Origin of the sequence: Mesorhizobium sophorae, assembly GCF_002270415.1 — a bacterium.
Lineage (GTDB): Bacteria > Pseudomonadota > Alphaproteobacteria > Rhizobiales > Rhizobiaceae > Mesorhizobium > Mesorhizobium sophorae.
The window spans coordinates 344647-359044 of sequence record NZ_NNRI01000007.1; the positions used below are offsets into that span (position 1 = coordinate 344647).

12 protein-coding genes are annotated in these 14398 nt (G+C 64.4%); 7 read left to right on the top strand and 5 right to left on the bottom strand.

Features of this window, described 5'->3' with window-relative positions; genetic code table 11:
* Nucleotides 1-12: 12 nt before the first annotated feature.
* The 5 genes from CGZ66_RS06105 to CGZ66_RS06125 are packed head-to-tail and all read right to left on the bottom strand — an operon-like array spanning nucleotide 13 to nucleotide 6627.
* Nucleotides 13-1575: an indolepyruvate oxidoreductase subunit beta family protein gene (locus CGZ66_RS06105; RefSeq protein ID WP_095082548.1), complete on the bottom strand. Its 1563-nt coding sequence runs from the start codon at nucleotides 1573-1575 to the stop codon at nucleotides 13-15.
* On the bottom strand, nucleotides 1568-3721 hold the full coding sequence (locus CGZ66_RS06110) for a thiamine pyrophosphate-dependent enzyme (protein ID WP_095082550.1): 2154 nt from the start codon (nucleotides 3719-3721) through the stop codon (nucleotides 1568-1570). The genes CGZ66_RS06105 and CGZ66_RS06110 overlap by 8 nt, the downstream gene beginning before the upstream one ends.
* A 44-nt stretch (nucleotides 3722-3765) precedes the next feature.
* Entirely contained in the window at nucleotides 3766-4248 is a 483-nt protein-coding gene (locus CGZ66_RS06115) for a MarR family winged helix-turn-helix transcriptional regulator (protein WP_095082552.1), read from the bottom strand.
* The gene (locus CGZ66_RS06120) at nucleotides 4248-5819 is read right to left on the bottom strand and encodes a phytoene desaturase family protein (RefSeq protein ID WP_095082555.1); all 1572 of its coding nucleotides are present in this window, start codon (nucleotides 5817-5819) and stop codon (nucleotides 4248-4250) included. The genes CGZ66_RS06115 and CGZ66_RS06120 overlap by 1 nt, the downstream gene beginning before the upstream one ends.
* 16 nt (nucleotides 5820-5835) lie before the next feature.
* Nucleotides 5836-6627 (bottom strand): cyclase family protein, encoded by a 792-nt coding sequence (locus CGZ66_RS06125; RefSeq protein ID WP_095084285.1) that lies wholly within the window; start codon nucleotides 6625-6627, stop codon nucleotides 5836-5838.
* A gap of 119 nt (nucleotides 6628-6746) precedes the next feature.
* Between CGZ66_RS06125 and CGZ66_RS06130 the strand changes: the two genes are divergently transcribed.
* The 7 genes from CGZ66_RS06130 to CGZ66_RS06160 all read left to right on the top strand — a co-directional run bounded on the left by CGZ66_RS06130 (nucleotide 6747) and on the right by CGZ66_RS06160 (nucleotide 14281).
* Nucleotides 6747-8321: a phytoene desaturase family protein gene (locus tag CGZ66_RS06130; protein WP_095082557.1), complete on the top strand. Its 1575-nt coding sequence runs from the start codon at nucleotides 6747-6749 to the stop codon at nucleotides 8319-8321.
* 111 nt (nucleotides 8322-8432) lie between these two features.
* Nucleotides 8433-9962, top strand: coding sequence for an ABC transporter substrate-binding protein (locus CGZ66_RS06135; protein ID WP_095082559.1), 1530 nt, complete (start codon nucleotides 8433-8435; stop codon nucleotides 9960-9962).
* A gap of 90 nt (nucleotides 9963-10052) precedes the next feature.
* Nucleotides 10053-11060 (top strand): ABC transporter permease, encoded by a 1008-nt coding sequence (locus tag CGZ66_RS06140; protein ID WP_095082561.1) that lies wholly within the window; start codon nucleotides 10053-10055, stop codon nucleotides 11058-11060.
* Nucleotides 11053-11901: an ABC transporter permease gene (locus CGZ66_RS06145; RefSeq protein ID WP_095082563.1), complete on the top strand. Its 849-nt coding sequence runs from the start codon at nucleotides 11053-11055 to the stop codon at nucleotides 11899-11901. Before CGZ66_RS06140 ends, CGZ66_RS06145 begins: the two co-directional genes overlap by 8 nt.
* Nucleotides 11898-12776, top strand: coding sequence for an ABC transporter ATP-binding protein (locus tag CGZ66_RS06150; protein ID WP_095082565.1), 879 nt, complete (start codon nucleotides 11898-11900; stop codon nucleotides 12774-12776). Before CGZ66_RS06145 ends, CGZ66_RS06150 begins: the two co-directional genes overlap by 4 nt.
* Nucleotides 12769-13602: an ATP-binding cassette domain-containing protein gene (locus tag CGZ66_RS06155; RefSeq protein WP_095082567.1), complete on the top strand. Its 834-nt coding sequence runs from the start codon at nucleotides 12769-12771 to the stop codon at nucleotides 13600-13602. The genes CGZ66_RS06150 and CGZ66_RS06155 overlap by 8 nt, the downstream gene beginning before the upstream one ends.
* A gap of 79 nt (nucleotides 13603-13681) precedes the next feature.
* Nucleotides 13682-14281 carry a VOC family protein gene (locus CGZ66_RS06160; RefSeq protein ID WP_095082569.1) on the top strand — a complete coding sequence of 200 codons (600 nt, stop codon included), beginning with the start codon at nucleotides 13682-13684 and terminating at the stop codon, nucleotides 14279-14281.
* The last annotated feature ends 117 nt before the right edge of the window (nucleotides 14282-14398 follow it).

A 14398-nucleotide genomic window follows, 5' to 3' on the forward strand; every position in this document is an offset into this window, starting at 1 on the left:
AGTAGCCTTGCTTCAGAGCGACGCCACGGTCTTCAGCGCGCCGTCGAGCATGTCGCCCTTCTCGTCCTTCAGTGCCGCCTCGCGCAGGCGGCGGATCCAGTCGGCGGCATCCGGGCGGCCCTTTACCAGATCGAGCGCCGACAGCACCCGGTCGAATTTCGACTGGGCGCGGACGTGGGTGTCGCTGTAGCCCTTGATCAGCCGGCGGCAGTTGAGGATTTCGACGGCCAGCGCGTAGTCGACCGGCACGTAGCCAAGTGCCAATGCGTACCAGCGTTCGAGATGGTTGGTCTCCACCTGGTGACGCAGCAGGCGACGGCGCCAGCGGCGCAAGCCGCCGATGAACCAGAGCGCTGCAAAGCCGGCGAAACTGTCGGTGCGGATGCGACGGCCATGGTTGATGCGGCGGTCGAGAAAGGCGGCGAGCTTCGGCCGGCTCTCGATGTAGCTGCCTAAGTTTGCCGGCAAAGTACCGCAGAACTCCTCGATGCGCGGATGGAAATATTCGGTCACCTGGAGGATCGAACCGTCCTTGACGCCGACCTCGCGGCGCACCCGCCGGTCGCGCGTCGAGCGCGTCTTGAGATCAGCGACGCGGATCATGTCGTCGTAGCACATGGCGTTGGCGAGATGCTTCGCGGCAGCGACCGACAAGTCATATCCGCGATCCGGCCCGTCCAGCGCGATGGCCTTGTCCAGCCGGTCGAGATATTCACGCCCGTAGGCGATGTCCTGATAGTCGACGACCTTTCTCAGCCCCCTGAGCGCCATGTCGCGCACCGCCTCGGGCATCACATCGATGCGGGCGGTCAGCGCCTGCCAGCCTTGCAGCAGGCTCTGCGGGCCAATCACATGCCCTGCGCCCAGCGCAGATCCGACAATCGCCGGCTCTGCCTTCTTTGGCGCCGGGGCCGCCGTGCCGCGCGCGCGATCAAACGCAGCACCGAAGGCGGCGAGGCTGGCCTTGACGCCGCGCCCGCCGGCACCGATCGCCTGCTCGTAGCTTTCGCGGGTGAACGGCAGCGCGTCTGACCCGGCCAGCGCGCCAAGCAAGCTGGCCGAGATCATCGAGCCATTGTCGGCGGCGATCTTCTCCATGTCGAAAGCGATGAAGCGCTTCGAGGCGGCTTCCGCCGTCGCATGCACTTTCAAGGAGGACGCCCGGCCGTCGCCAGGCTCGATCTTTTCCGAGACGGCAGCGATGCGGTGCGAGGACGCGATCAGCGTCGTCCGCTCTGGCGTGACGAAGCCGCGGATGATGGCGCGGCCGGCTTCCATCAGTTCCGCCGCGATCAATATGTCGACGTCGCCTTGCGAGGGCGACAGCGCGAAGACCGGCAGCTGGCCGGTGTCGCGGGCCATCTCGACATAGTAGATGGTGGCGCCGGTGCGCTGGGCGACACCGGCGACCGAGGTCGATTGCGCGACGTAGCCATTGCGCTCGGCGACGTCGGTGATCCAGTCGGCCAGCACGCCGCCACCCTGGCCGCCGACCGCAAGCACGGCGAGCTTGATGACGCGCTCGTCGTCGTGAGCGCCGGCTCGGGGGCGAAATGGCGGGACAGCGTCAAGCATCTGCGAAGGTCAGGCGCCGGCTCTCGCGGCGGCGCTGCAACAGGCTGATGATGGCGCGCCGCGCCGCTTCGAGGAAGCGATCCCAGCGGCCCGGATTGTGGACGACATCGGCGCGATAGAACGATGGGCACAGCACCGCCGCATCGGCGACCTCGCCGCAATTGCCGCAGCCGACGCAGCTCTGGTCGATATGGGCCACGGGATCGTCGCGCAGCGGATCGTCGAGCGACTTCACCGACAGCGACGGGCAACCGGACAGCCGCATGCAGGCATGGTCACCGGTGCAGATGTCTTCGTCGATGCCGAACTTCGGCTTCACCACGCGCTCGCCACCCTTGATCGCCTTGTCGACAAGGGGCTTTTCGCGGCGCTGCCGGTTGAGCATGCATTCGGACGAGGCGACGATGACCTTCGGTCCCTTCTCGTCGGTGGTCAGCGCCTCGCGCAGCGTGTCCTGCATTTTGGTCACGTCATAGGTGCGGTCGATGTGGCGCAACCATTTGACACCCATGCCTTTCACCGCCTCGGTGATCGGATGCTTGGTCGACTTGGTCTTGTTGCCCGCGCGCGACGACAGAATATCCTGCCCTCCGGTCGCGGCCGAATAGAAATTGTCGACGATGACGATGACGCCATCGTTCTTGTTGAACACGGCATTGCCGATCGAGGAGGTCAGGCCGTTGTGCCAGAAGCCGCCGTCGCCGACGAAGGAGATCGAGCGGCGCTTGGCGTCGGGCGAATTGAAGGCCGAGGCCGAGGCCGGCCCCAGCCCATAGCCCATGGTGGTGGCGCCGAGCTCGAATGGCGGCATGATCGAGAACAGGTGGCAGCCGATGTCGGAAGCGATGTGGTGCTTGCCGAGTTCCTGCTCGACCAGCTTGGTGGCGGCAAAGATCGGCCGTTCCGGGCAGCCGATGCAGAAGCCCGGCGGACGACCCGGCACGACGTTGATCAGGTCGGCAGTATCGACGCCGTCGCCGACCTTGTTGGGCGCGCGCACCTCGCCCGGCAACAGATGCGGCGCCTCGGCACGCAGGAAGGCGCCGATGCCGTCAAGCATGACCTGGCCGGTGTATTCTCCGGCCATCGGCAGATGCTCCTTGCCGACCAGCCTGGTGCCGCGCCCGGCCTTGTGCAGCATCGCCGCAAAGGCCTGCTCGATGTAATTGGGCTGACCTTCCTCGACGACCAGCACGGACTGCTTGCCCTCGCAGAAGGACAGGAACTCGTCGTCGATCAAGGGGTAGACGGCATTGAGCACATAAAGCGGCACATCGGTGTCGCCATAGGTGTCGGCGAGGCCGAGCCGCTGCAGGGCGCGAATGACCGAATTGTACATGCCGCCCTGCATGACGATGCCGACCGAGCCGTGGTCCGAGCCGAACATCTCGTTGATCTTGTTCTTGCGGATGAAATCCACCGCTGCCGGCCAGCGCTTCTGCACCTTCTCCTTCTCGTGCAGGAAGGAGGCGGGCGGCAGCACGATGCGGCCGGTGTCGCGGCGTGGCGCGTCGAGCGCATCGGCCACCGTCATCGGCGGCCGCTTGTTGTCCTTGGCGATGAAATGGCCATGGACATGACAGCAGCGGATGCGGACCTGCAGCATGACCGGCGTGTTGGAAATCTCGGACAGCTCGAAACCGTCCTCCACCGCCTTGACGATCGACGGCAAATTGGGGCGCGGGTCGAGCAGCCAGACCTGGCTCTTCATGGCGAAGGCGTGGCTGCGCTCCTGCATGATAGAGGAGCCCTCGCCGTAGTCCTCGCCGACAATGATCAGCGCGCCGCCGGTGACGCCGCCCGACGCCAGATTGGCGAGCGCATCGGAGGCGACATTGGTGCCGACGGTCGACTTGAAGGTTGCCGCCCCGCGGATCGGGTAATGCACCGATGCGGCCAGCATGGCGGTGGCGGTGGCCTCCGAAGCGCTGGCTTCGAAATGCACGCCGAGCTCGCCCAGAATGTCCTGCGCGTCGGCCAGCACGTCCATCAAATGGCTGATCGGCGCGCCCTGATAGCCGCCGACATAGCCGACGCCGCATTGCAGCAGCGCCTTGGTGATGGCGAGAATGCCTTCGCCGGCAAATTCCTCGCCGGAACCGAGCCGCAGCTTTTCGACTTCCTTGGCAAAAGACCGTTCGGCCATTTCTTTCTCCCTTCCGTTACCGCCGGCGCTGGCGGCGCGTAGGTCTAGATGTCGTGCTTGCGGATGTTTTTGAGCATCTTCAAAAGTGTGGCGATGAGCGCGGAATATTCGGCGTCGTCGATATCGTTAAACATCGCCTCGAACGCGTCATGCATGGCTGGCCAGGCGCGGGTGAACTCGGCGCGGCCATCGTCGGTCAGGAAGACATGGCGGATGCGGCTGTCGGTGACACCCTGCTCGCGCCGCACCAGGCCCTGGCCCTCCAGAGTGTCGAGCGTCCGGCTCAAGGTCGACTGCTCGATCACCGTATAGACCGAGAGGTCGTTGACGGTGATGCCGTCGGTGACCGACAGCACGGCCAGCGTGCGGACCTGCGGAATGGTCAGCCCCTGTTTGCGGAAATCGTCGCGGAGGGTGGCGTTATAGCGGCCCATGATGCGGTTCATCAGATAGGGCGCGAATTGCTGCAGGCCGATCTGCCCCAAGGTGGAAATGCGCTGGCGCTTTTCCGCGACCTTCTGTTCCATCACAGCCTCCCCGCCAGGAGAAAGCCGGAGCCGCCGCCGAGGCCGGCACCGGGATGGGTCGAGGCGCCGATATGATGGAGGCCCTTGATGCCGGTCTGGTGGTTGCGGCTGGTCTTGAACGGGCGCCACAGGAACGACTGGTCGATGGTCGAGGAGCCGCCATAAGGATCGCCGCCAACCAGATTGATGTTCATTGTTTCGAGATCGGCTGGCGAATAGGCGCGGCGCGCGATGACGCTGTCCTTGAAGCCGTCGATATGGCTGGCGAGGATGGCCTCGACGCGGTCGGCATAGGCTTCGCGCAGCGCCTCGGTCCATTGGCCATCGGCCGGTGTCCCCAGCTTGCCGGCGGCATCGCCCTTGATGTAGCGTGGCGCCTCGGGCAGTTGCAGCCACAGGATCGCCTTGCCCGGCGGGCAGCGCGAGGGATCGAGTGCATGCGGCTGGCCGACGCAGATGGTCGGAACCTCCGGCAGCATGCCGCGCGCCGCCTCGTTGCAGGCTTTCGACACGCCATCCAGTCCCGGCGTCAGGTGCAGCAACGCGACCTTGTCCAGGCCTTCGCCGCGCCATGCCGGCGGTCTGTCCAGGGCATAGTGGATCTGAAAATTGCCTTTGCCGTAGCGGTATTTCCGCATCGCCTCGGCATCGCCCCTTGGAGCATCAGCGCCGAGCAGCCGGCCATAGAGTTGCGTCGGCGTGACCGAGCAGATGACGCTCTTCTTCGCGTTGACCGTTTCGCCCGAGGCCAGCCGCACGCCGGTGGCGCGACCTCCAGTCACGATGATGGAGGCAACGTCCGCTTCGGTGGAGATGACGACGCCGCGTTCGGTGATGAGCGCCTCGAAGGCGGACAGCAGGTTCTTCGCCCCGCCCTTGACGATCGGCGCGCCGGCCGCCTCCAGCGCAAAGGCGATGACCTTGGCGATCTGGCCGGAGAAAGCATCTTCCGGTCCGAGCCCGGCATGCAGCACCCAGGGTGCCCACAGCGCGCGGATGGTTTCCGACTGGTAGGTGCTTTCGAGCCAGTTGCGCGCCGGCACCAGCGCTTCGCCGAGAAAGGCGGCAAGGCCACGTGGGCCACGCCGCCAGCCGTCGCCAACCAAAAGCTTCGCCGTCGGATAGGACCACAGGCTGCCGCCGAGCAGGCCGAACAGCAGGCCGGCATTGCGTTCGATGCCACCGACATCGTCTGCATGCCGGTCGCCATCGCCCGCGGCGATGGCATTGAGCGCCGCGATGTTGGCGGCGCGGTCGGTGCTGAGCACGGCACGGCTGCCGTCCGGTCGCAGCACGCCGGTCGGCGTGCCGGTGTGGCAGAACTCCAGCCCGTGCCGGGCGAGGTCGGCGCCCAGCGCCGCAAAGGCCGGTGAGGTGATGAACAGCACGAAGGTCGTCGCCATCACATCATGGATGAAGCCGGGCGCGGTGATCTCCTCGGTGCGCATGCAGCCGCCAATGCGGTCGTTGCGCTCGAGGACGAGCACCTTCGCGCCCTTGCCGCCAAGCATCGCCGCGCAGACCAGCGCGTTGATGCCGCTGCCTACGATGATGTGATCCGGCTGGCTCACGTCAAAACGCTTTCGCTTAGCCCTTCGGAACAAGCGCCAGCGCGCGGATCGGGCTGCCGGTGCCATGTTCGATCTTGAGCGGCGCCGCGATCAGGATCGCACCCTTCGGCGGCAACTGGTCGAGGTTGCAGAGGCTGGCAAGCCCATAACGGTTGGCCTTGTGTATCAGCGTATGCGCCGGGAATGGCGGCTCCATGCCACCGGCCTTGCCGGCGTCGGTGCCGATCGTCTCGCTGCCCCAGCCCTTGATGTCCTTGCTGATCAGGAACTGGATGGTTTCCGCCGTCGGACCCGGCGTATGCGGGCCGGTCTCGTTGGCGTTGAGGAACTCGGCCTCGGAGCCATTGCGCTTGTACCAGTCGGTGCGCATCACCACCCATTCGCCGGCATTGATCGCGCCATGCTTGGCTTCCCACGCCTTGACGTGGTCGACGGTGAGCAGGAAATCGTGGTCGGCGGCGGCTTCCTTCGAGCAGTCGATGACATTGACCGGGCCGACGAAGTTCTGAGCCGGAATGGTGTCGGTGGCGCCGTCTGGATAATCCTTGCCGGTGATCCAATGCTGCGGCGCATCGAAATGCGTGCCCGAATGTTCGCCGAGCTTCAGCCAATTCCACGCCCACCACGGGCCGTTCTTGTCATAGCGGGAGATGTTATGGATTTCGACCTTCGGCGTGTCGACGGCGAGTTCCGGCGGCAGCTTGATCAATGGCGTATTGGGGCCGAGCGGCGCTGACAGGTCGACCACCTTGATGGCGCCTGAAAGAAGCTGGCCGGCGACTTCGCCGAGGAGTTTTTGGGTGTCCATGGTCTCTGTTCCCTCTTTCGTGATGATGATCAAGGCTCGTCTCGGCCCTTAATATCCTACTAGACGAAAACATATGCATCTGCAATTATCTTTAAGCATAAAGGAAATGGGACCGGGGCGTGAGCGAGTTCGACGCCATCTTTGTCGGGGCGGGCCACAACAGTCTGGCATGCGCCGCGCATTTGGCGCTCAAAGGCTGGAAAACCGGGATTTTCGAGCGCAGTGCAACAATCGGCGGCGCCGTCCAGACCCGCGAATTCACCCTTCCAGGCTTCCGCCACGATTTCGGCGCGATGAATTTGAGCTTGTTTGCCGGCTCGGCCTTCCACCGGAAATATGCAAATGAATTGAACCGCCAAGGGCTGGAGTTCGCGCCGGTCGCCGACTGTTTTGCCAGCGCCTTCCCTGACGGACGCTGGTTCGGCGTCAGCAACGACCTGGAAAAGACCGCCTCGCGCATGGCCGCTTTTTCAGCCGCGGATGCCGCAACATGGCGCAGGCTGGTCGCCGCCTTCCCGGCGGAGGCCGAGCATCTGTTCCGGCTGCTGGGATCACCGATGAGCGCCCGCGCGCTTGCCGGCACGGCATGGAACCTGTGGCGCAAGAAGGGCGTGTCCGGCGCGCTCGATACCGGCCGGCTGCTGCTGTCGTCGCCTCGCGCCTGGTTGGAGGAGACTTTCGAGTCGCCTCATGTGCGGGCAACGCTTGCCACCTGGGGCATGCATCTCGACTTCGCGCCCGACATCGCCGGCGGTGCGGTGTTCCCCTATCTGGAATCGATGGCCAACCAGAGTTTCGGCATGGTGCTGGGCAAGGGCGGGGCAGATACCATCATCCGGGCGCTGTCCGGCATGGTCACGTCTGCCGGCGGCACAATCGTCACCAGTGCCGAGGTGGCGGAGATCACGGTTTCCGCCGGCAAGGCGACCGGCGTGCGGCTCGCTTCCGGAGAGACGCATACCGCGACCAAGGCGGTTATCGCCGGCGTGGCGCCGAGCGCGTTGACCGGCAAGCTGCTGCCCAATGGTTCGGGTGACGCCGGCTTCGACACCGCGATGAAAAAGTTTCGCCACGCACCAGGCACGATGATGATCCATCTGGCGCTCGACGACCTGCCGGACTGGCGCGCCGGCGCCGAGTTGCGGCAGTTTGCCTATGTGCATCTGTCTCCCTCGCTCGACGCCATGTCGCGCACCTATCAGCAGGCGATAGCGGGCATGCTGCCGGACGAACCTGTGCTGGTCGTCGGCCAGCCGACGGCGATCGACCCGACACGAGCGCCCGCAGGCAAACACGTGCTGTGGGTGCAGGTGCGCATGCTGCCCGCCGAAATCCTGGGCGATGCGGCCGGCAAGATCGCACCCGCGCATTGGGACAAGGTCAAGGACAACTACGCCGAGCGCGTTCTCGACATCATCGAGAGCTACGCGCCCGGCCTGCGCAACAAGATCCTTGGCCGGGCGGTGTTTTCGCCCATCGACCTGGAGCGCGAGAACCCGAACCTCGTCGGCGGCGACCAGGTCTGCGGCAGCCACCATCTGGCGCAGAATTTCCTGTTTCGACCGACGCGCGGTTTCGCCGGCTGGAACACACCGATCGGCAATCTGCATCTCACGGGGGCCGCGACATGGCCGGGCGCGGGCACCGGTGCCGCCTCGGGCTACATGCTCGCGCAACAACTTGGCGGGAGGTAGGAGCCCCAGGATTTTCTGGGTGAAGAAGGGCAAGGCGCTGCTGCCCAAGGAGGCTGAAACGATGAACTGAGATCGCCGCGCAACGACAATAAACCAACAAGGGGAACGACCATGACAATCAACAGACGCGAATTGCTCGGATACAGTGCCGCGGCACTGGGGGCGGCCGCTATCGGCCTGCCGCAGATCGCCAAGGCCGCTGCCGGCGAACTGACCATCGCCTACAACGTCAACCTGCCGTCCTGGGATCCGACGACCGGACCTTCGGCGGTCAACCCGACGATCCAGGGCCTCTACCAGTCGGTGTTCGACCAGTTCATCCCGCAAAAGCCGGACCTTTCCTTTGCGCCCGGCCTGCTCACCGAATGGGGCTGGAACGACGACCGCACGAAGATCATGATGACAGTGCGCGAAGGCGTGACCTGGCATGACGGGTCGCCGTTCACGGCCGAGGACGTGGTCTGGTCGCTGCAGCGGGCGGGTGACGAAAAGACTGGCAACCCGATCCAGTTCGTCTGGAAGAACGTCAGCAATTTCAAGATCGACGGCAACAAGATCACCGGCGATGTCGTGCAGTTCGACCCGGTGTATTTCAAATGGATGTCGTTCCTGACCGGCTACATCATGCCCAAGGCCTATTACGAGAAAGTGGGTGCGGAAGGTTTTGAGAAGGCGCCGGTCGGCACCGGCCCCTACATGGTGGAAAAATTCGAGCGCAACGCCTTCTTGCGGCTGAAAGCCAATCCGAACTACTGGGGCGGCAAGCCGGCCTTCGAGAATGTGACGATCAAGTTCGTTGCCGATGCGGCGAGCCGGGTCGCCGAAATCGAGTCCGGCTCCTCTCAGGTGACGCTCGAAATCCCATATGAGGAGTACGACCGGCTGATCGCCAAGGAAGGGCTTGCCGGCTCGTGCAAGAACGTCTCCGATATCGGCATGATCTTCTTCAACGACATCGAGGCGATGCTGGATAAGAACGTCCGCCAGGCAGCCGTGATGTCGATCGACAAGAAGCTGCTGGTCGACCGCCTGCTGCGCGGCTACGGCCAGCCGATCGACACGCTGGAGACGCCGGAATACACGGCTTACGATGCGTCGATCAAGGTCGAGCACAATCCGGAAAAGGCCAAGGAACTGCTCGCTGCTTCCGGCTATTCGCCGGAAAAGCCGGTCAAGTTCACGATACAGACGACCAAGGGCTTCAAGCCCAAGGACTATGAGATGATCCAGGCGATCGTCGGCATGTGGCGCAAGGTCGGCATCGAGGCGACGATCGAGGTCTACGAGATCGCCAAGCACTACGAACTGCGCGCCGCCGACAAGCTGGCGCCGGCCGCCTTCTACAATTGGGGCAATGCCATCGGCGATCCGACCACCTCGACCGGTTTCGCCATGTATGGCCCGAGCCCGCATTCGGTGTGGGACAGCCAGGACCTGATCGACATGATCAACCCGCTATGGGGCGAGAAGGACGAGGCCAAGCGCATTGCCGGCTGGAAGGCGGTCGACAAATACATCGCCGAGCAGGCCTATGTGCTGCCGCTGATGCAGTATGCGCAGCCGATCGTGCATGCCAAGGGCGTCAATGTCGTGCAGCACGTGTCCGGCGCGTTGCTGCCGGCCCTGATGACTCCGGCCTGATATCGGCCTGGGATTGCCGCGCGCCGTCCATCGAGACGGCGCGCATTTCCTATCCGGCATACGAGCCAGCTGGCTCCTGCAAAGATTTACATGCTTCTGCAAAGATTCCTGATCCGTCTTCTGACGATGCTGGTGACGCTGTTCGGCGTTGCCGTCGTCGTCTTTGTCGTGATCCGCGTTGCTCCGGGCGATCCGATCGCGATGATGCTGCCGCCCGGCGCCACGGACGCCGACATCGCCCGGCTGCGCGCACTCTATGGGCTCGACAAGACCATCGTGCAGCAGTTCTTCATCTGGCTGTCCGGCGTTGTCAGGGGCGATTTCGGCACCTCGATCTCGCTGCGGCAGGATGTTCTCAGTCTTGTCTTCAACCGGCTGCCGGCGACGCTGGAACTCGCCATCGTCGCTCTGTTGATGGCGGTGGCGATCGGCGGCACGACTGCGATCCTCGGTGCGCGCGAACGCGGCACGGCGGTCGAGGCCGGCATCGATATCGCCAGCGGTGCCGCGCTTTCCATTCCCGACTTCCTGTGGGGCCTGGTGCTGATCTTGCTGTTCGGCGTGCTGGTGCCGATCTTCGACATTTCCGGCCGGGTGTCGCCGCAGCTCGACCTGCCCTTCTTCACCCAGTTTTATCTGGCCGAGAGCATCCTGAGACTCCGCTTCGATCTCACCTGGGATCTCCTCAAACACATGCTGATGCCGGCGGTTGCGCTGGCACTGCCGCTGGCGGCGATCATTTCGCAGTTGTTGAAACAGTCGCTGAAGGAAGTGCTCGACCTCGACTATGTCGTGCTGGCGCGGGTGAAAGGGTTTTCGGAAACGCAGGTCATCCTGCGCGAAGCGCTGAAGAACGCCGCCCTGCCGACACTGACGCTTGTCGGCGTGCAGTTCACCTTCCTGATCGGCGGCACGGTCATCGTCGAACGGCTGTTTTCCTATGAAGGCCTCGGCAATATGGCTATCGATGCCGTCATCAACCGCGACCTGCCGCTGATCCAGGGCATCGTGCTGGTGTTCGCGCTGCTGTTCGTATTGATCAACCTCACCGTCGACATGATGTATGCGCTGCTCAATCCGAGGCTGCGCCATGGATGAGAGGCGCGCTCCGAGGCGTGGCGTATCCCCGCGCTTGTGGCTGGCCGGCGGCTGGTTGCTACTGGCGCTGCTGGCCGCGATCTTCGCGCCACTGGTCGCTCCGCAGGATCCGCTGGCGCAGGATTTGATGCTGGAGCGGCTGCCGCCGTTCTGGCTTGATGGAGCCGAGCCCGGCTATTGGCTCGGCACCGACAGCCTCGGCCGCGATCTGTTGTCTCGGCTGATCTTCGGCGGCCGTATTGCCTTCATCGTCGCCTTCGCCGCCGCCATCGCCACGTGCCTCGTCGGCTCGACGCTCGGGCTGATATCAGGCTATTTCGGCGGCTGGGCCGACCGCATCATCTCGCGCATCGTCGACGTCTGGATGGCCTTCCCGCCGGTGCTGTTCGCCATCCTGCTGGTCGCCGTGCTCGGCACCGGGCTCAGCTCCGTCATCATCGCCATCGCCGTCATCGACTGGACGCGTTTCTGCCGGGTGATCCGGGCCGAGACGATGGGCCAGTCGCGCATGGACTATGTCGAGAATGCCCGCATCGCCGGCTATGGCCGCATCGGCATCATGCTGCGCGAAGTGCTGCCCAATGTGGTGCCGTCGATCGTGGCGCTGCTCTCGCTGGAAATGGGCATCGCCGTCATCGTCGAGGCGATCCTCTCCTTCGTCAATCTGTCGATCTCGACCGACGATCCGACCTGGGGCGGTATCATCGCCGAGGGCCGGATTTCCATCCACCAGGCCTGGTGGGTGCTGGTGTTTCCGCTGATCACGCTGATCCTGACGGTGCTGTCGTTCAGCCAGTTCGGCGAGGCGTTGAAGACGCGTTTCGACCCGGTGCTGCGATGAGCGCTTGTCTCGACATCAGGGACTTGAGCGCCGTGCTGCCGAACGGCCAGCGCGTGCTGCGCTCGGTGTCGCTCTCCGTGCAACCGGGAGAGGTCCGCGCGCTGGTTGGCGAGAGCGGCGCCGGCAAGACGATGATCGGCAAGGCGGTGCTTGGCGTCTTGCCGTCGAGCGTGCGCATTGTCGAGGGCGACATGCTGCTTGAAGGCGAAGACCTCGGCAGGTTGGAGCCAAAGGCAAGGCGCACGCTGATCGGTGCACGCACGGCGCTGATCCCGCAGGACCCGCTGACCGCGCTCAACCCGTCACGTCGCATCGGTTCGCAGATGACCGACCGGCTGGTGCGGATCCTGGGCTGGAGCGGTGAGAGGGCCGATACCCGAATTCGCCAGTTGCTCGACGAGGTGCAGATCCGCGACCCCGATCGCGTGCTGAAGAGCTACCCGCACGAGCTTTCCGGCGGGATGCGCCAGCGCGTGCTGATCGCTGCCGCCTTCGCCGCCGAACCACGGCTGATCGTCGCGGACGAACCGACCACTGCACTCGACGTCACCGTGCAGAAGCAGATCCTGCGGCTGATCGCGCAGTTGCAGCGCGACCACGGCACGGCGATCCTGTTCGTCACCCATGATCTCGGCGTCGTCGCCAAGATCAGCCAGAAAGTTTCGGTGCTCTATGCCGGCAAGGTGGTCGAAGAGGCCGAGACTGCTGCCCTCTTCGCTGCCCCACAACACCCCTACACGCGGGCGCTGATGGCCGCCACACCGCGCTACACCGATCCGTTCGCCTCGCTGAAGCCGGTGGACGAGGCGGTCCTGGCCGGGCTTGCCGCCGAGATCGCCGCCGCCGACCAGGCCTGGAGGCGTCCCCATGGCTGAGCCGCTGTTCAAGGTGCGCGGGCTGAAGGTCGCGCTGCCCGACATGACACGCAAGCCGCTGATCGGCCGCGCGCCGCTGGCCGAGATCTTGAAAGGCCTGGACTTCGACCTGCCCAGGGGCTCGGTGACCGGCATTGTCGGCGAATCCGGATCGGGCAAGTCGACCCTCGGCCGCGCCCTGGTGCGCCTGCTGGAACCCAGCGCCGGCAGCATCAACTTCGACGGCCGCGACATCACCCATCTGTCGGAAGCGGAACTCAGGCCATTGCGCCGCGACCTGCAGATGATCTTCCAGGATCCGATGTCGTCACTCAACCCGCGCCGCACCATCGCCAGCATCATCGCCGCACCACTGAAGCAGAATGGCCTTGGCGACAATCTGAAGGCGCGCGTCGCCGAGGCCTTGCTGCGCGTCGGCCTGCCGCAGAGCTTCGCCAGCCGCTACCGCCACGAACTGTCGGGAGGCCAACGCCAGCGCGTCGGCATTGCGCGCGCGCTGGCGCTGTCGCCGAAATTCGTGCTCGCCGACGAGATCGTCTCCGGCCTCGACGTGTCGACCCAGGCGCAGATCCTGACCTTGCTGGAGAAGCTTGCGGCCGAGATGGGCCTGACCGTCGCCTTCATCAGCCACGATCTGTCTGTCATTCGGAGGCTATGCCGGCAAGTGATCGTCATGCGCGAAGGTGTGATCGTTGAAGCGAGCGCCACCGACGCCCTGTTCGACAACCCCCGGCAAAGCTACACGCGCGACCTGATAGCAGCCATTCCGCTGCCCGAAATCGATGCCGGCTGGCTGGACATTTCTTCCGCCGCCAAGGCGACATGAATGCATACGCACGCCGAAAAGCGGGCCTCGGATGTGCGACGGGCAAATGACCAGGCCCCGCCCATGGAGGAGGACTGACATGAAGACGATACTTCGAAACGCCGCGCTCACCGCCGCTATCCTTGGCAGCGCCGGCATTGCCACCGCCAGCTCGATCCCCGGCATGCGCGGCCACGATCACACCGGCATTACCGTTCCCGACATGAAGCAGGCGGTCGACTTCTTCACCGAAGTCGTCGGCTGCAAGAAGGCGATGTCGTTCGGTCCGTTCGCCGACGACAAGGGCACCTTCATGCAGGATGTGCTGGGCGTCGACAAGAAGGCGGTGATCGAGCAGATCACCATGGTTCGCTGCGGCAGCGGATCGAACATCGAACTGTTCAAATACACCGCGCCCGACCAGAAGGATCTGACACCGAAGAACAGCGACATAGGCGGCTTCCACATCGCCTTCTATGTCGATGACGTCGCCGCCGCCAAAGCCTATCTCGACGCCAAGGGCGTCAAGACGCGCATGGGGCCGATACCGGTTTCCGAAGGGCCGGCCGCCGGCCAGACCATTCTCTATTTCCAGGCGCCGTGGGGTCTGCAACTGGAAGCGATCAGCTACCCCTCGGGGATGGCTTACGAGAAAGGCGCCGAGACCGTGCTGTGGAGCCCGAAGAACCCGGAAAAATGATTGGAAGGCGCGCTTGCGCAACGTCACGCAAGCGCGCCTCCGTGATATCCAGATAATCATTTCGATATGAAACTTTAAGCTTGAAATAATTTGTCGCCGGCGCGATACTGGGGCCAG